The following is a 22,228-nucleotide window of genomic DNA, read 5'->3' on the forward strand; positions in this document are numbered from 1 at the left end:
TCCGTTCCACCCCTCTCCCATGTGATATCCATGGTTCTGATTCCGATCAAGTTCTTTTACAGTTTCACTGCATGTCCACCATCAAAAAAGTACAGCCATTTCCGGTCAACTTTCCGACCTAATATATCTTCAATCGCCCGTCCATACAGATCGAGCTGGAAGCGATAGTTTTTGGTGAGTTCACCCAAACCACCACGATGCTCCAACACCCGATCTGTCTTGTAATCGAGCAAAACAAGCTCACCGTCAACCTCATACAGACAATCGATAATTCCCTGTACAAGCACTGTTTCATTTTCAATCGTTGCCTTCATTTTGCTATCTATATTTAGTGCCTGCATATCTGAATTCGATGCCCGTTCATGTAACCATTCCACAGGAGACTGATGTGCCGGAAGCCCATATACAAAAGGGATCTCCCGTTTTACCCAATCTGCACGCAATAATTCTTCCCCGGGTTCTGTATTGAAAAATCCGGTCAGTTCTTCGGGTTCGATCGCCTCAACATGATGGGGCAGCAGAATCTGAAGCTTAATCAACCGCTCAATGGTCTGTTCAACAACCTGTGAGTCAATGGTTGTTGATCCATCCACAGGAAGATGCTGCATCAACGTATGATACACGTTCCCCCGTTCTGCCCCTGTCAGTTGGTTCTCACCCATAAATTTTGGACGACGAAGATGCAATTTGAATGACGTACCCAAAGATCCCGCATCCGAAACGTTCATCGTACCGTCTGAACCTGACCCCAACCCAATCCCATGCTCGTTCAATTCACTGGATAAGCCATGTAGTGCATGGCCTGCTTCATCGTTGGTGTAATGGTTTCCCGGGTTGTTCTGATCCAATAATGTCTCCGACTGTTCTCCCAGTTCCTCCATTACCTCTACAGACTGGATGTCCTGCATCGAAAGCAACGTTTTCAACTCCGTGACAGATGTACTGGCTGCCACTTGAGTTGCCGCTTCATAGGCATATGTCCACGAAAGGCGTTGATCAACCTCGTGAATCAGCCGTGTCTCTTCTTGTTGCAGAGCTACCGTATCTGCACCTGTATCTGCAATGTTTTGGTTCACCGTATCTTGTGCATTCATCGTGAGCTCTTCTACAGTTGAGGATGTAACCAATTTCACGGGCTGAACCGCTTTTAGCGCAGCAATTCGTTCTTTCCGCACCACCGTCATCCCGTCTTCTTCTCCCAGAGTCTGATCCACCACATGATCACGGGATACCTGATCGGCGGAAATAATAGAAATTGCCCATCGTGATTGATCATCTGCAAGACAGGACGAGAACGAATCATTGCTTCCAGCAAGTTCACGCAGCACAGCCGCATCTGGATGCCTCATTAAGGATGGTCCAATCCAGTCCAAGTAACTCCGTCCAGCAGCCAGCAGGTAGTCTGGCAATGCCAGTTCAGTACTGTCCTTGACCTGAGACCACGCCAACGCTTTTTTCGCCGCATCTTTTACAGTACCCAGCAAAATCATTTTCTCTTTAGGACGGGTCAACGCAACGTACAACACACGCATCTCTTCAGCAAGCAATTCAAATTGCGCGCGACGACGAATCGCCAGATTGGCTAGTGTAGGATAGGCAACCCGGTTCTCACGATCCACAAACCTCGGACCAAATCCCAGTTCCTTATGCATGAGAAACGGTGCGTTCAGATCCTGTTGATTGAACATCTTGGATATGCCACCGACAAAAACGATCGGAAACTCCAGACCCTTACTCCGGTGAATCGTCATGATACGTACAGCGTTGTCCTGCTCACCGGAACTACCCGCTACAGTCCCCAGGTCTCCTCCGTTGTCCCGCAATCTTGAGACATAGGTCAGGAAACGGAACAAGCCGCGATTTGCAGTTGATTCCTCATATTGTCGTGCGCGATCGTACAATGCCTTAAGATTACTTTGACGTTGCAATCCTCCGGGAAGACCACCAACCCAGTCCAAATACCCGGTTTCTCGGTACATACGCCAGATCAGTTCACTCAGACTGCCTTGTCTTGCCTCAAGTCTCCACTGCTGCAATTGACGCAAAAAGAGAATTAACTTTTGCTGCAACGCCGAGCCTGAAATCTCCGTAACGCCCATATCCTCGCTTGCATGTCCAGTAAAACCAGCATCTTGAATTCCTTCTGTATGCACATCGAATTCATATCCATGGTCAAGAATCTCTGCTTCGACAGAAGCGGCTGTCTCCCGCTGTCCTTGTTCCATCTCTGACCAGGCTTCCGGCCACTGCAACTGGACGATATTGGAATCAGGATGATTTTCCTGCCGGGATTGTTGTACGTCATTAGTGGAAGAATCGCCCCATTCCCCAGCAGCCGTTATAACTGCATCATAGAATGACTGTCTTTTGTCACCGAGCCGAATCTGTGCCAGTTCTTCTTCATCCAATCCAACAATCGGGGAACGAAGCACGGAAGCGAGCGGAATATCCTGCCTTGGATTATCAACAAGCTGAAGCATAGACATCATGATTTCCACTTCCGTGGCCTGGAAGTACCCCTTGCTCTGTTCTCCTCCAGCAGGAATTCCCTGCTGTCTGAACTCCTCAATCATGAGCGGAGCCCACATCAAGGTTGAACGCAGCAAGATGACCATGTCACCGTAACGTGCCGGGCGCATCGTTTGCAGGGCTTTGTCGTACACATGGAGGGCAGGTTGGTCCGTATCTCCAACCATCTCACGAATACGCCTTGCGATTGCCCGTGCTTCCAAATGGGCTGTCTCAAGTTCGGCACTTTCCAGTTCTGCGGAGACCGCTGCATCCCCGTTCTCATCCGTACTCTCTGTCAGATCAGGACCGCCGCCCTGACGATCAATCAGCATAAGTTCAGGTGTATACGCCTCATCGCCAAGCGTTTCTGACGGGAACGTAGCCCCATATGCCAGTTGAGCACGTTCATCGTAAGCAATCTCTGCCACACCTTCGTTCATGAGTTGCCGGAATATCATATTGACCGAATGCACGACTTCCGCACGACTGCGGAAATTACGTGCCAGATCAATACGTTGACCTGTACGATTCGGGCGATCTTCACCATTTCTGTCCTCATGCGTGTTCGCTCCGTACTGACGATACTTGTTCATAAACAGACCTGGCTCAGCCAACCGGAACCGGTAGATACTCTGTTTGACATCACCTACCATGAATCGGTTACCCGGGTTTTCTCTGGAGATCAGTTTCACGATATCTTCCTGAACCGTATTGGTATCCTGATATTCATCAAGCAACACCTCATCGAATCGCGAACGATATTCCATAGCCGCATCGGAAGGCATCGAGAGTTCAGGCGTTGAATCCTCATGTCGCAAAATGTGAAGACAATAATGCTCCAGATCACTGAAGTCCACTTGCCCACGTTCCTGTTTGGCCTGCCGATAACGTTCTCCAAATGTACTCACCAACCTCGACAACTCCTGCATGAGTGGTGCCGCCTGCTCCAGCTCCTGCCAGAACGAAAACGCACTTCTTCCGAACAATGAGCCTTTCAGGTCGGAAACTGCCTTTTTCGCAGCCTCTCGGAGTTCCTTCACTTGATCCTGTAAAACCGGGTCCGTTTGATCCTTTTTGCAGGGTTTCAATTTGCCAAATGCCGCGGGTTGAAACACTTCGGGCAACTTTTCCCACGGCATTACCTGGGTCGCAGACAGCAGCTCCTCCACCATCACCAGATCTTCTTTTAACGTATCTGCATACGGTGCAGGGCCTTCAGGCTGCATGGAAATATGGATGCCTTGGCGGAGCAGTCCTGCAGCACCACTTAAAGCAAGAGCAGCATCACGCATAATACTCTGAACCCATGCTGAATGCCCCAGCTCCTCCACACTCTCCACCTGAAAAGCGGATGCCATCTCTGAGAGCCAATGATCCGGCCAGGAATGGCTGCGGGAGAAATCATACAAGCGTTGCACCAGTCGATGCATGGCATCATCGTTTCGTTCTCCACTGAACCAGTCCACTAATTCACGGAATGTACTGCCTTCATCTTCTTCGCCATACTTTTCCTCAAAGAGTTCTTCCAGCAGTTCTTGCCGCATGATTTCAGCTTCATTTTCATTCAGGATACGGAAAGCCGGGTTCAACGGAATCTGCTGGTAGTACCGGCGAATGACTTCCATACAGAATGAATGCAATGTGGTAATGGATGCCCGCCCAAGCAGGGACAGTTGCTTACGCAGATGTTCTTCTCCAGGCTGTTCTTCAAGCGCACGTTCCAACGCTTCCCGAATCCGTTGTTTCATCTCGGCGGCGGCGGCTTTGGTAAACGTAGCTACAAGCAACCGATCCACACTAAATCCTTGGGAGGGATCAGCGATCTTGCGAATAATACGTTCAACCAATACGGCTGTTTTGCCCGATCCCGCCGCAGCAGCAACCAGAATATCTTCTCCGCTTTCCGAGATCGCACTCCACTGATCGTCACTCCAGAAGCTTCCTTCCGGTTTAGGCATATTCGTCATGATGTTTCCCCTCCCTTGGTGTGAGATAACATATCCCAGATTTGCTGTTTGCCCGGTTTGGCAAGCAGATTATATTCATTTCCTTCTATATTCTCATCAAACTGACAAACAGGCTTATATGGACAGAACGTGCATGCCACTTCCTGCTGAATACGATAAGGCTCAATCGCCACATCCCCATCCGTAATCCGGGTACCAATCTCGCGGATGTTACTGCGAACTGAAGCAAGCAGCGTATCCCATTGCTCTGGCGTAGCTACAGCGGCGCTGCTATAAAAGCTGCCATCTGCTTTAAGAGCAACCGGAATTATGGCCGAATATCCCTTATCCAGGGTATTGTCCATTTGCGTGATAGCATCCCGGTCCGCCAGCAGCAGACCTTTCATTTTGAACCGTTTCAGCAGTTCTTGTCCGGCTTGCTCCGATGTCATACCGTTTGCGGATTGCAACAGCGGGTTATGCACATGGAAATACAGCGTTCCTCCAGGCATCGCCGTTTCTCCAAGCCATTCCTCGGCAGCACTAAGCAGCACCTCCAGATAGGTGAGCATCTGCAATGACAGACCATAGTACACTTCATGCAGCTTGAGGTCCGTCTGGCTTGATTTATAGTCAATGACACGGAGGAGCAGACCATTCTCGCCTTCTGCCACATCCACACGGTCAATCCGACCCACAATCTCCATCACACAGCCGTTCTCCAGTTCAAAACGCAGAGGCGGCAGTGTTTTATCCGGTCCAAAATCAAGCTCCAGCCCAATCGGTTCAAAACTTCCACGTCTGGACTGTTCACCCAGAATAACGGAAGCCCGGCTAACAATATCCTTCAATTTGCGGAAAATATAACCGTATCGCTTAGTGCTTAGCAAAATCTCCCCTTGCAGCTGTGGTGCAATCTGCTCCACCGTTTGCTCGGCTTCCTTACGACATTGGTCTGGGGTCAAGCTGCCCCAACTACGATTTTCTTCACGCAAACGCATAGCCAGCTGACTTAGTGCAGCATGAAATAATTGTCCGATATCAGGAGCCTGAAGGCGGTACAATTGCCGTTCTTTGAGGCGCAGCCCATGCGAAGCAAAATGCGAGAATGGACAAGCTACGAACCGCTCCATTCGCGAGACACTCGTCCTTACCTCTGTGCCATACAGTCTGCGACTGGTGGCTGTACGTAGTGGCAATGCCCGATTACGATAAAAGATTGATCCCATCAACCGTTCCAGCTGAGGTCTGCTTGTCTCCTGAGATACATGCCAATTGTAGACCGCCCACCACATTTCAGGGATGTCTTCTCCGCGACGCCATTTACGCAATTGTCCAATGAGCGCAGACAGACTCTGACCCGGATGGGTGACATACGACCAATGGAATTCTTCCGAGTTCACAACCGGTGGTTGGGCAAGCAATGGCTGTTCTTGTAGACCAAACATTTTCCGTACATGGCGGACAATCTCGGAAGGAAGCAGTGCTTTTCCCTCATCATCAGCAACCGGGTAACTCAACCACAATTGGTTGCTTGCCGCTGTAAGTGCCGTATAGATCAGAAAACGTTCATCCAACATTTGCCTCGTTGCACCTGGTCCAAGCGCTACACCTCTTTCCGTCAGTAACGCTCTCTCCAGTTCCGTTAATACGCCATCATCCTGAGGTACAGCTGGCAATTCACCATCAACTGCACCAAGGATAAATACGTATTTGATGTCCTGAAGACGTGTACGGTCCATGGAACCAACCAATACCTGATCAAGTGCGGGTGGTACCAGACCCAGCTTCAGTTCCGTTAATCCGGTCTCAATCATCCCGGCAAACAGAGTGATATCCAACCGTTCATTGCCCATCATATCTACCATCTGATCCAATAGATCCAGCACAGCTCCCCACATCTGCCGATGTTCTCTCGACCGTTCTGGGTCACCTTGAGTCTTAGCTTCAGCAGACATCTGTTCCAGCTTCCATGGAATCTCGGCCTCTTCCAGCAGTCTGTATAGTGCCTCGCATTGAGCTTTGGCTGTCTTTGCTTTTTTCATCCGTTTCTCAAAAGCACCCAAGGCATCTGTAATGACCGCTCGACAACGCTCCATTAAAGAAAGCATTTGGTCCCGTCCACGACTACGGCCATCCTGACCATTGTCTTCCAGCGACAGGCTGGGTACATACTTCCACGGCTTGCCGTCAGTCCAGCGATACCCATGAATACCACAAGCCAGCACATAATTCTCAAGCTGGTCCATATCTTCACGAGTGATGGAACCATCACGCGGAAGCAGCAGATCCGTTTTGACACAGCGAAATACATCCTCGTAACGCCAGTGGCGCCGAACAATATCCAGTGCGGAACGGATAAATTCGGATAATGGGTGATGAAGTTCATTTCTTCTGCGGTCCAGAAAGACAGGTACACCATAGTCCCTGAATAACGGTTCAGCTATATCAGCGTAGGTATCCAACTGACGAACAAGTACTGCCATATCCCGATAACGCGCACCTTCGTTTTGCGCCAGACGCCGCATCTCACGGAGTGCTCCCTCCATCTCAGCTCGTCGGTTCTCCGCTGCAACTAGGCGGATTCCTGAATCAGTACCATCACCTTTCCAACGAATTCGGCGGTCAAAACCAGCCTCCAGATGAGCAAGTCCCGGACGATCCTTGTATCTAGGTGGAATCTCCGAATCTAGCACGGTGATATCGCTCGGTGCACCCAGTTCTTCAGCCATCCCTTTCAAACGCGCATAGGCACTTGCCGTTGGATAGAACAGTTCCAGTTCTCCAGGCAGTGCGCCGTGATCATATGGACGATCCAATGTCAGTGCAATCGTCACGGAAGAGCACTGCAACATCAGGCGACCGATCACACTCATCTCCTGTGGCGTGAATCCCTGAAAACCATCAATCCAGATCTGAGCATCCTGCAGTAATGTACTTTCCGACAAACGATCTGTCAGCTCGGTCAACGTGTCTTCATCATCAATATATAAATTGGTCAGTTCCTGTTCATAGTCACGATAGATCAGATTCAAGTCATGCAACTTGTCCTCCAGAATTGGCGAAGAGGATGAGGTATACCCTCCAGACAACCCTTCTTCCAGCAAAGATGGATCAACTTCATAACGTTTAAACTCACTATATAAGTCATTTAATTCGCCTATAAAACCCAGCTGGCTGCCGGATGCACCAAACAGCTTCAATTCTTCCTTACGACGCTGGATGACCTTATAGAGCAGCATCTTTTTGCCTTCGGCTCCGATTGGAATACGAGCAGAACCGCCTGCTTCCTGCATTATGCGGTAAGCTAATCGGCGAAAGCCGAGCACTTCTGCACGCATGGTACCTTTAATTGCTCCAGAAGACACCAATGCCTGCTCTGTTCGAAAGGAACTCTGTTCGGGAACGAGTAAAATCAAAGGTTTACCTTGCGGCTCCTTTTGAAGCAAGGATGTAATTTCCCGGGTAATCAGCGAGCTTTTGCCGCTGCCTGCCCGGCCAATAAGAAAACGAACGGACATGTCTAATCCTCCAAACCACACGTACAAGATTTTAATTCCCAGTATAACATATCTGACTTGGTTCGGAACATACGTTTGCCACTATCCGGTAAAACCGGAGACTCTCTCCGTTAACACGGCAAAAAGCCCGCAGCTGTTCACACTGTGGACTTTTAACCGAAAGTATCATTCATTTAAACTTCACTTTATCTCACGAAGAATTAAAAAAAGTAAAAAGAGACTTCTCTAATTCTTTTTGCTGCGCACCTCGAAAATAGCAAATTTGAGGTAATGTCCTTCATCCACGCCCAAAATTTGCGGGTGGTCCTTACCGGCTGCCTTCCAGTCGATCAGACGAAGCACTTTGCCAGCATCTTCCGCTGCATCAGCAATCGTATCCAGGAAGAGGTCTGGACGCATGTGGTATGAACAGCTGGCGGTTACCAAATATCCGCCCTCATTGACCAGTTTCATTCCTTGCAGGTTGATATCCTTATATCCACGGCATGCGCCTTTGACTGCTGATTTCGTCTTGGCAAACGCTGGGGGATCGAGGATCACTACATCAAACGTTTTACCGCCAGCTGCAAGCGCTTTGGAAGTATCTACTTTTTGTTCGCCAGCACGCGCACGTGCAGTACGTTCATCCAGTCCTTTCACTTGTTCACGCAAGTACTGGAATGCATCGGCAACTACGAATTCGACACGGTCGGTGAAACCATTCAGTTCGACATTCGTTCGTGCACTTTCAATGGCATGCTCCGATATATCAAGACAAGTCACTTTCTTGGCTCCATATTTGCAAGCATTTAACGTGAAGCTGCCCGTGTGTGAGAAGCACTCCAGTACGGTGGCACCATCCCAATAAGGGAATGTAACTACCTTACCGCTTTTATTCACAGGCAAGAGCTGCTCTGTGCCGTCCTGCTCAGTCGTTTGGAGTGTGATTCCACTCTTATAGCCCCAACCCTTCATAAGCGGTTCGATCGCTGCACGATTCTCACGTTGGTCGAAGAAGTAACCTGTCTTCTGTCCTTCCACGATATCGACTTTAATGAGTAGTCCATTCTCGGTAACGGTGACATGTCTTGGGCATTCTCCATACAGTGGACCTTTGGTCTGCTCCAAACCTTCCAGTTCACGAATTGAGACGTCACTGCGCTCATATATGCCTTCAGGCTGCATCACTTCAATGAGTGCTTGAACGATGGCTTCACGGCAACGATCCATGCCAAGTGTAAGCAACTGTACAACGAGGATGCTACCGAATCGGTCAACGATCAATCCGGGCAGAAAATCAGCTTCCCCATAAACGAGACGGTACGCTTCTCCATCCTGGATAAAACGTTCCCGATGACGCAAGCAATCGCGAAAACGCGCTACAAAGAATGCCGTATCCATCTGTTCGGACTCCAGGGGTTGATAAGCTACAACCCTTACCGTGATCTGAGATGCGGGATTGTAATAACCTGTCGCCAGATAGCGACCTTGATGATTCAATACATTGACTAGATCTCCCGGCTCCGGGTTTCCGTCAACCGAGGCAATTTCGTTGTTAAAAATCCATGGATGTGCATGTTCAAGCCGCTTTTTGCGACTGCGTTCGAGTGTAACTGATGGCAAGGTAGATCCACTTCTTTCATAGTTAGTTGAAAAGATAGGTTTGGTGCAAAGGAGACGCTACGGCGACGAATTGTTCCTCTGATCGCTGTTATCCCCAGATTTTTCGATTCCCTTTCTTTAAAAAGGAAAATCCGGGGATAAAGGCGAGCGCTTCGCTTCTTCGGTAACAATTTCGTCTTCTTCGCTACGTTTGCACGAATCACCGTATCTTTCGAATTGGGGTGCAGCAATTAGGTGGCGTTTCGGTTACGAATCGATCTTCCGATCGCTGTTGTCTCCAGATTTTTTTGATTCCCTTCTTTAAAGGGAAAATCCGGAGACAGCATATGCTTTCGATGTAGCTTTCTTTCAGAAAGCTTTTAGGCGCACGCTTCGCTTCTTCAGATTCGATTTCGTCCCCTCCACTACACTTGCACAAAGCACCGTATCTTTCGAATTGGGGTGCAGCAATTGAAATACTTGAATTGTGGGAGGCTGGCTTCCCTCTGAATTCCTTTAGGCTTGTCATGGTTGTCTCTATTTACTCATAGGATGAGGTAAGGAACCGGACGGAAGGAATGATGTTTCTATGTTTAGAGATGTAATATTGCCCCTACTCTATGGGCTTATTATCTTTTTTGGTGGCATGAAGCTGATGGAGACGGCATTGCAGCGCATGGCAGGGCCCATGTTGGCAGGTTGGCTCAATCGTGCCACCTCTGCTCCGTGGAAAGGCATGGCCTTCAGTGCAGGTGCAACGGCCTTGTTACAGAGCAGTACGGCTGTCACCGTACTCACCATTGGACTGGCGAATGCCCGATTAATCACCTATGGACGCACACTCGGCATCATCCTCGGCACCAACATCGGGACATGTCTGACGACGGAGCTGGTGGGACTGCAGATCGGACGCGCTTCCCTGCCATTGCTTGTCCTGTCGCTGACGGGCTGGGCCATGTTTGTTGTGCTTGGAGAACGCAATCTGGCCGCGCCTGAGCGCACACGCCGGACTTTGTTTAACATCCAGTACAGCTTCCTGGCAGCTGCGGGATTTGCACTTGTCATGACAGGCATACAGGTGATGCAATCCATTGCCTTACCCTTGCGGAGCATGGGTGTATTTCAATGGTTTCTCGACCGCTCGGCCGACAGCTTGTGGTGGGGCTTCCTGGCAGGTGCCTGTCTTACGGCGCTCATTCACAGCAGCGCAGCTGTCATTAGCATGGCGATTACGCTCGCAGCCACAGGGGTATTGCCTGTGGAGATCGGCATCGCCATTGTGATCGGGTCCAACGTGGGGACCTGCATCACCGCTGTGATCGCTGCCGCGGGCGGCGCATCCGCGGGCAAATTTGTCGCAACCTCCCATGTTGTATTAAACATTGCGGGAGCGCTGCTCTTTATGCCGCTGATCGGCCAGCTGCATGCAGCTTCGGCCTGGCTGTCAGCGGACAACGGGGCACAGATTGCGCATGCCCAGACCCTTTTTAACATCACCAGTTCACTGCTTGCTTTGCCATTCTGTTACTTGCCCATCTGGCACAAAAAACCACCGGTTCACGCCCCTGCGGCGAAGTCACCCGGGGCTTGATGATCAAACTGTCCATGCCCACAGATCGCGCGGCTAACTAACCAGAATTATGATGCGTTATACGTTAACGCCTAACTTGTTCAGGGCTACACGCAAGATATCATCGTTATTATCATATCCGCTCTGCTGCTGTCTGGACCATGCTTCTTCCGGAGCATACCAATCCACACCTTTGATTTCTTCAATCTGAGGCTGTAGATCACCACTCTCGGCTTCTACGAGATAATAATGAACTTCCTTGTCCACCGGGCCAAAGTCTGCATGTTGGTACGTATATGCAATGATATCAACTGGCTCTACAATACGACCCACCATACCTGTCTCTTCCAAAATCTCGCGCAGTGCCGTCTGTTCGATTGTTTCTCCATCTTCCATTTTGCCCTTGGCGAGAGTTGTTTTACCATAACGATCTACGATAAGCTGAATTTGAAGACGTCCGTCTTCCCCTTTTCTATACACAACTCCGCCTGCTGAAATTTCTTTTTTGTTCATCGTACTCTCCCCCATCGACTTCAATATCTTATTTTTTGCAAAAGAAGGACCTCATCTCCCCGGGTAAGCTCCCCAAGGAAATGAAATCCTTGTTTCTGACGCCTCGATCACATCGCGGCGGACTTCAGATTATCTTCCAACACCCGTACCAGCGTAGCCTGACTCTCGTTGACACCAGCTTCAACGACTTTGACTCGGCACACTTTACCGACCATATCCATGGTTCCGTCAAAGACCAGTTGAATGTAGTTGTCGCTATAACCGTGCAGCTTGCCACTTCCCTCACGACCCTTGGCTTCACCTTCGGGAATAACATCAAGTACCTGTCCAACAAACTGCTTAGCGTACTCCAGCTGCATCTGCTCAGACAACTCAATCAGTTCATGCACACGTGCATTTTTGACCTCTTCGTCCACCTGATCTTCCATTCGTGCTGCTGGCGTACCCGTACGCTTGGAATAAGGGAATACGTGCATTTCGGAGAAACCGATCTTCCGCATCAGCTCATAGCCATTCCGATACATCTCATCGGTCTCACCTGGAAATCCAACAATAATGTCTGTTGTAATCGCCACATCCGGCATCGCTTCCCGAATGCGAAGCATCTTGTTGTAAAACTCTTCTGTCGTATATTTGCGGCGCATGCGTTTCAACACCGTATCATCCCCCGCTTGCAGCGGAATATGGAAGTGACGAACGAGTTTATCCGAACGTTGGATCACGTCGAGCATGCGGTCATCGATCTGACTAGCTTCAATCGAGCTGATTCGAATACGCTCCAAACCTTCCACCTTGTCCAGATCCCACAGCAGATCGGTGAGATCATAATTCTCCATGTCATCGCCATAACCACCTGTATGAATACCCGTCAGAACAATCTCCTTGTATCCGGCGTGTACGAGTTGATGCGCCTGTTGAATAATGCTGCTTGCCTCACGGCTGCGTGAAAGCCCCCGAGACCACGGAATAATGCAGAATGTACAGAAGTTATTGCAACCATCCTGAATCTTCAGGAATGCGCGGGTACGGTCAGCAAAATCCGGTACGTCCATTTCTTCAAACACACGGGTTTTCATAATATTACGCACCGCGTTAACCGGTTGACGGGACTCCTGAATTTCATTAACATATGGCAAAATCTTGTCACGGTCCTGTGTACCGATAACCAGATCCACCCCAGGGATGTCCAGAATCTCTGCCGGAGAAGTCTGCGCATAGCAGCCTGTAACAGCCACGATCGCCTCCGGGTTGCGCCGAATGGCACGACGAATAATTTGACGGCTCTTTTTGTCGCCGGTATTGGTTACTGTACAAGTATTAATCAAGTATACGTCCGCTGTCTGTTCATCAAAGTCCACTTGATCGTAACCTTCGTTTTTGAACAATTGCCAAATCGCCTCTGTATCATAGAAATTAACTTTGCAGCCTAAGGTGTAAAACGCCACGGATGGCATAATTACATTCCTCCCATTTCTCCGGATTCATATAGCACGCAAGTTAGTGCTGCCATTCCAGCTGTCTCAGCACGCAAAATGCGTTTGCCCAGTCCAACAGATACAGCACCTGCCTGATCAGCCTCTGCCGTCTCCTTCTCAGAAAATCCACCTTCCGGTCCAACAACGATCAGTACTTCTGCACTTGCATCAGGCGCAAGCTGCTCAACAAACGGTTTCAATGCATCTCTCAGCTGTTTACCGTTTTCTTTCTCATAACAATAACATACCAGACTATAGCCCTCAAAAGAAGATAACAGCCCTTTCCAGGAAAGCGGCTGCTCGACGGATGGAATGCGATTCCGATGACTCTGTTCGGCAGCTTCCTTGGCAATTTTTCGCCACCGCTCCAACCGTTTGCCTTCTTTCTTGGCATCATATTGCACAATCGTACGTTCTGATAGGAAAGGTACAAAGGATACCGCTCCGATCTCAGTACATCTCTGGATAACTGTTTCCATCTTGTCGCCCTTGGGCAGACTCTGTGCCACAGTTACTCGAATCCGTGCTTCACGGTCCATCTCGAGAGGTTCCACAATATTCGCTGTCACTTGGCCAACTTCAATGGTCTCAATTTCGACGAGTGCTTCTCTGGAGTTTCCGTCACTGACAATCAGTTTATCTCCAGGTTTACCACGCATGACCCTACCAATATGGCGTGCATCATCACCTGTGATGATCACATCGTGTTCATTAAACTGTTCTGCAGATACAAAATATCGCTGCATTAGTCAATCCACCCATTCTGTCCTGTTATGACTGGAATTCACCCCGCCTTAAGACAGGCATGAATCCAATCGCCACAGATGATCATACAACTTTTACGTGTTTCTGACCAGTATTCCGGTCCAATACAAGATGCGCTTTTAGCGATATAATTCAATAATCACCTTTGCCAGATCCACATACATTGTTTGCGCAAACTCATACAAAGGTTGAATCGTCACATTTTGCAACGGAGGAATAACAAGAATTAATAAGAAAATAAAAATGGACCATTGCTCCACCCCTTGCAGCTTGCGGCTGAGTGAAGGTGGCAGTACATCTTCTAGAATCCGATAACCATCCAGAGGTGGCAACGGAATCAAGTTAAACAGGAACAAGAAAAAGTTGGTTAAGTTAAAAATAGCGAAGAACGTCGTGATTGCTGTCAGCAACCGCTCATTATCTATACCGCCGAGTGCTCCCGAACCAACCAATGACGCATAGATGATTGTACCGATGATTGCCAGCAACAGATTACTCAGAGGCCCTGCTGCGGATACGATGATGCCCATCAACCTTGGCTTGTCGAAGTTAGCCCGGTTAACCGGAACCGGACGAGCCCAACCGAAGCCGGCAATAATGAGCAACAGCACCCCAAACAAGTCAAAATGTACAACCGGATTCAGTGTGACCCGACCCAATAGCTTGGCTGTCGGATCACCGAATTTGTTGGCAAAATACGCATGCGAGAATTCATGCACCGTAAATGCGATCAGGATCGTCAGCAGGAAAAACGGAAGCTGATCAATCGGATAACGAAAGAACGAATTCCAAAAGTCCATACGTTACCCCTTTCTGGCTACATACGCCAGCCAATCCTCATCACGGTGGATCGCACTCACTTCAAACCCGGAGGCTACCAACGCATCATGCACCACTTGTTCTTTGTTCTTCCAGATGCCCGACACAATATAGGTGCCACCCGACTCAAGCGCATTGTACACATCGTCCACGAACAACAAAATGATCTCAGCCAGAATGTTCGCCACAACAACCTTAACTGGCAGTTGCACGCCAAGCGCAGGGTCTTGACTCCCAAGGACGGACAACAGATCACTTTCTTTAACCGTAATTTGTTGCTCCAACCCGTTCAGTTCCACATTCTCCCTGGCGCTGATTACCGCAACCGGATCAAGATCGAGCGCCAGCACATGTTTTGCCCCGAGTTTAATCGCGCCTATAGCCAAGATGCCAGAACCTGTACCTACGTCAATGACTTCCTCACCGCCCTGAATAACCGTTTCCAGTGTGCGCAAGCAGAGAGAGGTTGTTGGGTGTGTTCCTGTACCAAAAGCCATGCCGGGATCAAGCTCAATGATTTTCTCATCCGGACTTTCTGGCGTATACTCTTCCCACGTTGGTTTAATCGTCAGACGTTCCGATACACGTACCGGCTTGAAATATTGCTTCCAGGCTGTTGCCCAGTCATTTTCATCCACTGTACGCGTCTCATAGCGAACCTCACCTGTATCAATTCCGAATTCAGAGAGTTCCTCAATTCTAGGATTAACTTCTGACTGTAGTGCAACCATATCCGTACCTTCGGAGAAGTACCCTTTGATGACCGCAAAGCCTTCAGGAATATCATTCAAAGGAACATCGTATAACTCACCATATGTGGTGTCCCGTTTTTTATTTAAAGTACCGGACTCTTCTATCGAAACCCCTCCAGCACCCGCTTCATGTAAAAAATTCGAAATCATCTCCACAGCTTCTTCTGTGGTATGTATTGTTAGTTCATGCCATAACATACTTGGTTTTTCCTCCTCATTTTTCAAACATCCCAACTATTGTACTACACAAGCGAGCCGGAGTACAAAGCCGCACCAGTAAAAGAAAAACAAAACAGGATATCCGCAGTCTGACTGCTCGAATATCCTGTCGTCTAATATACATATCTGATTCATTTACTTCAGCATATTGCAACATTCAAATCTGATTTAGCAAAAGCGTCCACCATTCTGCGTGATCATCTCTGCGGCTTGCGGGAGCGAATCGTTCGAAACGGACACGGTTAACAAAATTTCTTGTTTAAACCTGTTTGCCGAATCCTCTTCAGGCGTATCATACACCTGACCATTGGACAACATTTCCGTGTCATCACTAATCAGAGCAAGTACATTCAGTTCACCACTGAATCCGCCGACAATGGCTGTAGGAGAATTATCAGAGCCCGTAACATCGTGTGAGTCCAATGCAGACGTTTCATTGCCAAGGCTCTCGATACTCAATTGGTTCGGGTGCAACAATGTCAGGGCTCTGCGTGCAGACTCGGCCTCCGTCCAGCTTGTAAAAACAGCTTCGAGGGTCACTGCCGAGCGATCTTCAGTCATGAAGCTCCCGTCCCTGACGTCGATCAGCCGCTTCACTGCGGCGTAGTGCTTCTATATCTTCATGATCCGCAGCTTCAGCGCTGAATTCCACGTCTTCATTTTTCGCGGATTGCATCCGTTTCATTTTTTCCGTTTTTGTTAGAATCTTGCCCGGACGTTCATGTTCTGCCATTGTAATGCTCCTCCTTCAAATTAAAATGAACTAAGAAGTGATACACTGTAACACTCCGATTGTAGTACCATACCTCCGATCGCTGTTATCCCCAGATTTCTTCAACTCCCTTCTTAAAGGGAGAAATCCGGAGATAAAGGCGAACGCTTCGCTTCTTCAGATTGGTTCTACACTCTCCATTAAAGTGTAATTCACTGTTCATCTTTAAACATTTCTTAAAACTAGATCATTCCACCGGCTTGTTCGATTATAGACATCGCGCGGTGATGTACCGATTCATCAACGATCACAGTAAGTAATACATCCCTTCCTGTAGGTCCACCTTGTCCACCATCACTCATGCCGCTCGCAGAAGGGTCTGCTGCAGCCATGATTCCAGCACTGGCATTCGTTTGCATCGAATCGGGCACCCATGATGAAAAACTGCCGGAAACGCCCGGCTTGTAGGAAGCCCCGCTTGGTCCTACACCCGCATATCGGCTGAATCGATTAATGGACAGGTCCTCCACTCGCAATGCCTCCAGTTTTTTGGCCGCCCCTTGGGCCTGCTCCGGGCTGTGAAAGTACGCCAAAATATTTTTCTCGGTCATCCGCTTCACCTGCTTCCCTAATTTCTCGCATATCAGCTATCAGCTATGCATATCATTCTCGCCATGCTATCTTTCCGCAAGTTCGCGCAGAATATACCGAAATGCTCCCACAAATTGCTGTTGCTCTTCATAGCATATATCCATGGATTTTGCCAAAACGGCTGAACCACTAAAAAAAGGCGTACAAAAAAAGGACACCCTGCGGTAAAAAACCGCTGTGGTGTCCTTTTGGACTTGCTATATTTTATTCTCAGTCGCCGCGAAATGCACGTTTCACTCGATCAAAGAAAGATTGTTCATGCTCATGTGTTTGCTCTCCATCCAGCGCAGCAATTTGGCGAAGCAGATCTTTCTGCTCGTCATTCAGCTTACTAGGTGTAACCACAACCACTTTCACATGCTGATCCCCTTGCCCCATACCGCGCAAGCGTGGTACGCCCTTGCCTTTGAGACGGAAATACGTACCCGTTTGTGTACCCGCTGGTACTTTCAGTTTCACTTTCTCGGTCAACGTCGGGATCTCAACTTCATCTCCCAGAGCTGCCTGAGCAAAGGTAAGTGGGATTTCGCAATAAATATCGTCGCCTTCACGCTCGAAGAAATCATGTGATTTCACGCGAATGACAATATACAGATCTCCGGCTGGTCCGCCACGCAGGCCTCCCTCGCCCTCACCTGTCATACGCAGTTGCGCTCCGTCATCCACACCCGCTGGAATGCGAACATGAATTTTGCGTTGCTTGCGGACTTTCCCGCTGCCACTGCACGTTGTACATTTTTCTTTGATAATTTGGCCCGAACCGCTACAGTTCGAACATGCACGACGATTCACCATACGACCAAACGGTGTATTTTGCACAACTTCCTGCTGACCGCTACCATGGCAGACCGAGCAGGTTTCCGGTTTCGTTCCAGGTTTGGCACCTGAACCATGACAGGTATCACAGCCTTCAGTACGCGGAATTGTAATATCGGTTTCTTTACCGAATACCGCTTCCTTGAACTCAATTGTCATGGTGTACTGCAGATCATTCCCCCGTTGCGGAGCATTTGGATCACGTCGTCCACCGCCACCACCGCCAAAGAACATGTCGAAGATGTCGCCAAATCCGCCGCCGCCAAAATCACCGCCACCACCGAATCCACCCTGATTCGGATCGACATGACCATATTGATCATATTGTGCACGCTTCTGACTATCACTCACTACGTCATAAGCTTCTTTGACTTCTTTAAATTTAGCTTCCGCATCAGCAGCCTTGTTTACGTCAGGGTGATACTGACGGGCAAGCTTACGGTAAGCCTTTTTAATCTCATCGTCGTTAGCTGTTTTACTAACGCCAAGCACCTCATAATAATCACGCTTTTCAGCCACTCTTCCACCCCCATATCATTCACCATATCGCACATCGTGACAAAAGGAAAGCCAAAGCGCGGGAGCCCCGGCTATGACTTTCCCTCTAATTCGAACGTCACCGATGTTTAATTCGCGTAGAACTACGAATTAGTTTTGTTTTTTATCTTCATCCACAACTTCGTAATCAGCGTCTACGACGTTATCACGTTTAGCGGAACCTTGTTGCTCTTCAGCACCTTGCGCTTCTTGCTCTTGCGCCTGAGCTTGCTCATACAGTTTCACGGACAGTTGTTGAACGATCTCTGTCAGTTCTTCTGTAGCCGCTTTGATATCTTCCAGGTTGTCGGAAGCCAGAACACCTTGCAGTTTTTCTTTAGCAGTATTCGCTTTTTCAACTTCGCCAGCATCTGCTTTTTCGCCAAGATCTTTGATCGTTTTGTCAACAGAGTAGATCAGTTGATCTGCACTGTTTTTCGCTTCAACGAGTTCTCTGCGTTTTTTATCTTCTTCAGCGTGCAACTCAGCATCTTTCATCATTTGCTCAACTTCTTCATCGCTCAAACCGCTGGAAGAAGTGATTGTGATTTTTTGAGTTTTGTTCGTACCTTTATCTGTTGCAGATACGTTAACGATACCGTTGGCATCAATATCGAAGCTAACTTCGATCTGTGGAACGCCACGTGGAGCTGGTGGAATATCACCCAACATGAAACGTCCAAGCGATTTGTTACCCGCTGCCATCTCACGCTCACCTTGCAGAACATGAATCTCAACACTTGGTTGATTGTCTGCATACGTGGAGAATACTTGAGATTTGCTTGTAGGGATCGTTGTGTTACGCTCGATCATTTTAGTGAACACGCCGCCTGCTGTTTCGATACCCAGGGACAATGGAGTTACGTCGAGCAATACAACGTCTTTCACGTCACCTGTCAGTACGCCCGCTTGTACAGCGGCACCCAAGGCTACAACCTCATCCGGGTTAACGCCTTTGTGAGGCTCTTTACCAGTGAGTTTTTTGATCGCTTCTTGTACTGCAGGAATACGTGTGGAACCACCAACCAATACGATCTTGTCGATATCGTTAGCTGTCATACCCGCATCGTTCAATGCACGACGAGTTGGTTCAAGCGTACGCTCAACCAGACCTGCAGAGATTTCTTCGAATTTCGCACGGCTCAGGTTCAACTCCAAATGCTGAGGAACGCCATCAGCTACCGTGATGAACGGCAAGGAGATCGTTGTAGTCAATACGCCGGAAAGTTCTTTTTTCGCTTTTTCCGCTGCATCTTTCAAACGTTGAACCGCCGCTTTATCTTTACTCAAGTCAATGCCTTGATCTTTTTTGAATTCACTTACGAGATAATCAATGATCACTTGGTCAAAGTCATCGCCACCCAGTTGGTTGTCCCCGCTAGTTGCTTTAACTTCGAAGAAGCCGTCACCCAGTTCAAGAATGGATACGTCGAACGTACCACCACCCAGGTCATATACGAGAATCGTTTGGTCTTCGGATTTCTCCATACCGTATGCCAAAGCTGCTGCTGTAGGCTCGTTGACGATACGCAGAACTTCCAAACCTGCAATTTTACCCGCATCTTTAGTCGCTTGACGCTGACTGTCGTTGAAGTAAGCTGGTACAGTGATAACGGCTTGAGTTACCGTTTGACCCAGATAAGCTTCAGCATCGGATTTCAATTTTTGCAGGATGATTGCAGAGATCTCTTGTGCAGAGTAGTCTTTGCCATCGATTGTTTCCTTGTGGGAAGTACCCATGTGACGTTTGATCGACATGATCGTACGATCCGGATTGGTAATCGCTTGACGTTTTGCTGTTTCACCGACAACGCGCTCTCCATCTTTTTTGAAACCGACTACGGATGGAGTTGTGCGTGCGCCCTCCGGATTAGGAATTACGACAGCCTCGCCGCCTTCCATTACTGCTACGCATGAGTTTGTTGTTCCTAAGTCAATACCAATTACTTTGCTCATCCGAAAATTTCCTCCTCAACAATTTAAAATGAATGGGTCTGATCTGGCCCTTATTTAGATGTTCATGTTGCTAATCGTGCTCTATGTGTACAAACCTTTATATTAAACTTCGCCCACATTGTTCAACCAAGGAGCCGACTCATACCTTCCCATGAGGAAATTATGAGCTGACTTTAACCATAGCTGGACGAAGCACTTTATCTTTCAGCATGTAGCCTTTTTGGACTTCCTCAACAACGATACCTTCTTCATACTCGTCGCTCTCCACTTGCATAATCGCTTGGTGGAATTCAGGATTGAACGGTTGTCCTACCGATTCCATAGCCGTCAGACCTTCGTTATTCATCACCGTTTCCAATTGACGGAAGATCATTTGCATGCCCTTGGAGAAAGATTCGACCTCTGCTCCTTCCGGTACAGTAGCCATGGCGCGCTCGAAGTTATCAATAACCGGTACCAGTTCGGTGACCAGCTTCATCGAAGCATATTTAGCCAATTCTTCTTTTTCCTTCTGCGTACGACGACGGAAGTTATCAAAATCAGCCTGTGCACGGACATAACGCTGCTGTTGCTCTTCAGCTTCAGCCTTCAGACGCGCAAGCTCATCCTGCTCCTGATCAGCGATCTCCTCAGCTTGTGCTTCTGCAGCGCCAGCTTCATTAATAGGCTCCTGCTCAGCTGCTGTTACCTCTTGTTCTTCTGTAAATGATTGCTCCTCTTTCAAGATGTTCACCTCCTTATACGAATGAAATGGTTCATTCCCGAATCTTATTTGAACCGATGCGTCAGCATCGCCGTCAAGTCACGGGATAGTGTATTTAGAATATGAATGACACGTGCATAATCCATTCGCGTGGGTCCGAGAATACCAATCGAACCCAAAGCCTCACCGTCCAATGAATAGGAGGCTGTAATCAGGCTGCAGTTGGCAAAGGCTTCATGATCATTCTCAGTGCCGATTCGCACTTGAATACCAGATCCACCCGGCACAGGCATCATCAATTTCATGAGTGTTGGTGTCTCTTCCAGCAGGTCAAGAATATCTTTTACCTTTTCGATATCTTTAAACTCCGGTTGAGTCAACATATTGGTGGCACCACTGAGGAACAGACGATTATCATGTTCATTGTCAAAGGCACTGTTCAGCACCTGCATAACTTCCTCGTAACGTGTAATATGCCGCTCCATCTCTTGCCCAAGTTCGGTATAAAGACGGGATTTTAATTTGTAGATGGGTACGCCCACAAGCTTGGTATTTAACAAACGAACCACATTTTCCATCTCGGCAACCGAGATTTCTGGTGGAATCTGGACGGTCTTGTTCTCTACCTGACCTGTATTGGTCACAATGATTGCCACAGCTTCACTCTCGTTCAGCGGAAGCAATTGGAAGTGACGCAGGGACGTATGGAATACTTCAGGCCCAAGCAGGATTGAAGTATAATTGGTCATATGTGACAAAATATTAGATGCATGCTGAATAACTTGTTCCATGACGTTCAGCTTTTCAGCGAAGAACGACTTCAGATCATCCAACTCCTGAGGCTCCACCTGATTCCAGGGAACCAAATGATCGACATAATATCGATAGCCTTTATGGGATGGAATGCGTCCAGCCGATGTATGCGGCTGTTCCAGAAAGCCCATATCTTCAAGATCCGCCATTTCATTACGGATCGTCGCCGGACTGTATCCAACAACTCCCCTTTTGGAAATGCTCCGGGACCCTACGGGCTCAGCTGAACGGATATAGTCATCCACTATAGCGTTCAGAATCATTCGTTGACGCTCTGTTAACATGGTGAGTATTCCCTCCTTCTGACTGTACTGTCCCATGTCGTTAGCACTCCGGTTAGATGAGTGCTAAGCGGTAATACAAAAATA

The 22,228-nt window shown here is 48.4% G+C and carries 16 protein-coding genes; 1 reads left to right on the forward strand and 15 read right to left on the reverse strand.

Annotation, left to right across the window (positions count from 1 at the left end):
• Positions 1–56: 56 nt before the first annotated feature.
• The 3 genes from addA to MKY85_RS21320 form a co-directional block, all read right to left on the reverse strand.
• The gene (gene addA / locus MKY85_RS21310; RefSeq protein WP_342570691.1) at positions 57–4,478 is read right to left on the reverse strand and encodes a helicase-exonuclease AddAB subunit AddA; all 4,422 of its coding nucleotides are present in this window, start codon (positions 4,476–4,478) and stop codon (positions 57–59) included.
• Complete coding sequence (gene addB / locus MKY85_RS21315; protein WP_342570692.1) at positions 4,475–7,978, reverse strand: helicase-exonuclease AddAB subunit AddB; 3,504 nt, start codon at positions 7,976–7,978, stop codon at positions 4,475–4,477. Before addB ends, addA begins: the two co-directional genes overlap by 4 nt.
• Before the next feature lie 225 nt (positions 7,979–8,203).
• Positions 8,204–9,580, reverse strand: coding sequence for a class I SAM-dependent rRNA methyltransferase (locus tag MKY85_RS21320; RefSeq protein ID WP_339236047.1), 1,377 nt, complete (start codon positions 9,578–9,580; stop codon positions 8,204–8,206).
• Between the two features lie 568 nt (positions 9,581–10,148).
• Here MKY85_RS21320 and MKY85_RS21325 point away from each other — a divergent pair.
• The gene (locus tag MKY85_RS21325) at positions 10,149–11,150 is read left to right on the forward strand and encodes a Na/Pi symporter (RefSeq protein WP_342570693.1); all 1,002 of its coding nucleotides are present in this window, start codon (positions 10,149–10,151) and stop codon (positions 11,148–11,150) included.
• Between the two features lie 57 nt (positions 11,151–11,207).
• Here the strand turns inward: MKY85_RS21325 and MKY85_RS21330 are convergent, their stop codons facing one another.
• From MKY85_RS21330 to hrcA, 12 genes are all read right to left on the reverse strand, one after another.
• The gene (locus MKY85_RS21330; RefSeq protein WP_339306694.1) at positions 11,208–11,642 is read right to left on the reverse strand and encodes an NUDIX domain-containing protein; all 435 of its coding nucleotides are present in this window, start codon (positions 11,640–11,642) and stop codon (positions 11,208–11,210) included.
• Between the two features lie 107 nt (positions 11,643–11,749).
• Positions 11,750–13,096 carry a tRNA (N(6)-L-threonylcarbamoyladenosine(37)-C(2))-methylthiotransferase MtaB gene (gene mtaB, locus MKY85_RS21335; protein WP_342570694.1) on the reverse strand — a complete coding sequence of 449 codons (1,347 nt, stop codon included), beginning with the start codon at positions 13,094–13,096 and terminating at the stop codon, positions 11,750–11,752.
• A gap of 2 nt (positions 13,097–13,098) precedes the next feature.
• Positions 13,099–13,863 carry a 16S rRNA (uracil(1498)-N(3))-methyltransferase gene (locus MKY85_RS21340; RefSeq protein WP_339236059.1) on the reverse strand — a complete coding sequence of 255 codons (765 nt, stop codon included), beginning with the start codon at positions 13,861–13,863 and terminating at the stop codon, positions 13,099–13,101.
• Positions 13,864–14,001: 138 nt separating this feature from the next.
• Positions 14,002–14,682, reverse strand: a complete 681-nt coding sequence (locus MKY85_RS21345) for a site-2 protease family protein (RefSeq protein ID WP_339236061.1) — start codon at positions 14,680–14,682, stop codon at positions 14,002–14,004.
• Between the two features lie 3 nt (positions 14,683–14,685).
• Positions 14,686–15,651: a 50S ribosomal protein L11 methyltransferase gene (gene prmA / locus MKY85_RS21350; RefSeq protein WP_339236063.1), complete on the reverse strand. Its 966-nt coding sequence runs from the start codon at positions 15,649–15,651 to the stop codon at positions 14,686–14,688.
• Between the two features lie 189 nt (positions 15,652–15,840).
• Positions 15,841–16,233: a hypothetical protein gene (locus MKY85_RS21355; protein WP_339256488.1), complete on the reverse strand. Its 393-nt coding sequence runs from the start codon at positions 16,231–16,233 to the stop codon at positions 15,841–15,843.
• Positions 16,226–16,405, reverse strand: a complete 180-nt coding sequence (locus tag MKY85_RS21360; protein ID WP_017687220.1) for a YfhD family protein — start codon at positions 16,403–16,405, stop codon at positions 16,226–16,228. Before MKY85_RS21360 ends, MKY85_RS21355 begins: the two co-directional genes overlap by 8 nt.
• Positions 16,406–16,626: 221 nt before the next feature.
• Complete coding sequence (locus tag MKY85_RS21365) at positions 16,627–16,995, reverse strand: hypothetical protein (RefSeq protein WP_017687219.1); 369 nt, start codon at positions 16,993–16,995, stop codon at positions 16,627–16,629.
• Positions 16,996–17,245: 250 nt separating this feature from the next.
• Positions 17,246–18,370: a molecular chaperone DnaJ gene (gene dnaJ, locus MKY85_RS21370; protein ID WP_339236068.1), complete on the reverse strand. Its 1,125-nt coding sequence runs from the start codon at positions 18,368–18,370 to the stop codon at positions 17,246–17,248.
• Between the two features lie 129 nt (positions 18,371–18,499).
• The gene (gene dnaK / locus MKY85_RS21375) at positions 18,500–20,344 is read right to left on the reverse strand and encodes a molecular chaperone DnaK (protein WP_342570695.1); all 1,845 of its coding nucleotides are present in this window, start codon (positions 20,342–20,344) and stop codon (positions 18,500–18,502) included.
• A 160-nt stretch (positions 20,345–20,504) separates the two neighbouring features.
• The gene (gene grpE / locus MKY85_RS21380; protein ID WP_339236072.1) at positions 20,505–21,068 is read right to left on the reverse strand and encodes a nucleotide exchange factor GrpE; all 564 of its coding nucleotides are present in this window, start codon (positions 21,066–21,068) and stop codon (positions 20,505–20,507) included.
• A 44-nt stretch (positions 21,069–21,112) separates the two neighbouring features.
• Complete coding sequence (gene hrcA, locus MKY85_RS21385; RefSeq protein WP_342570696.1) at positions 21,113–22,144, reverse strand: heat-inducible transcriptional repressor HrcA; 1,032 nt, start codon at positions 22,142–22,144, stop codon at positions 21,113–21,115.
• Positions 22,145–22,228 lie beyond the last annotated feature (84 nt).

It is taken from the genome of Paenibacillus sp. FSL R5-0749, assembly GCF_038595085.1.
Classification (GTDB): Bacteria; Bacillota; Bacilli; order Paenibacillales; family Paenibacillaceae; genus Paenibacillus.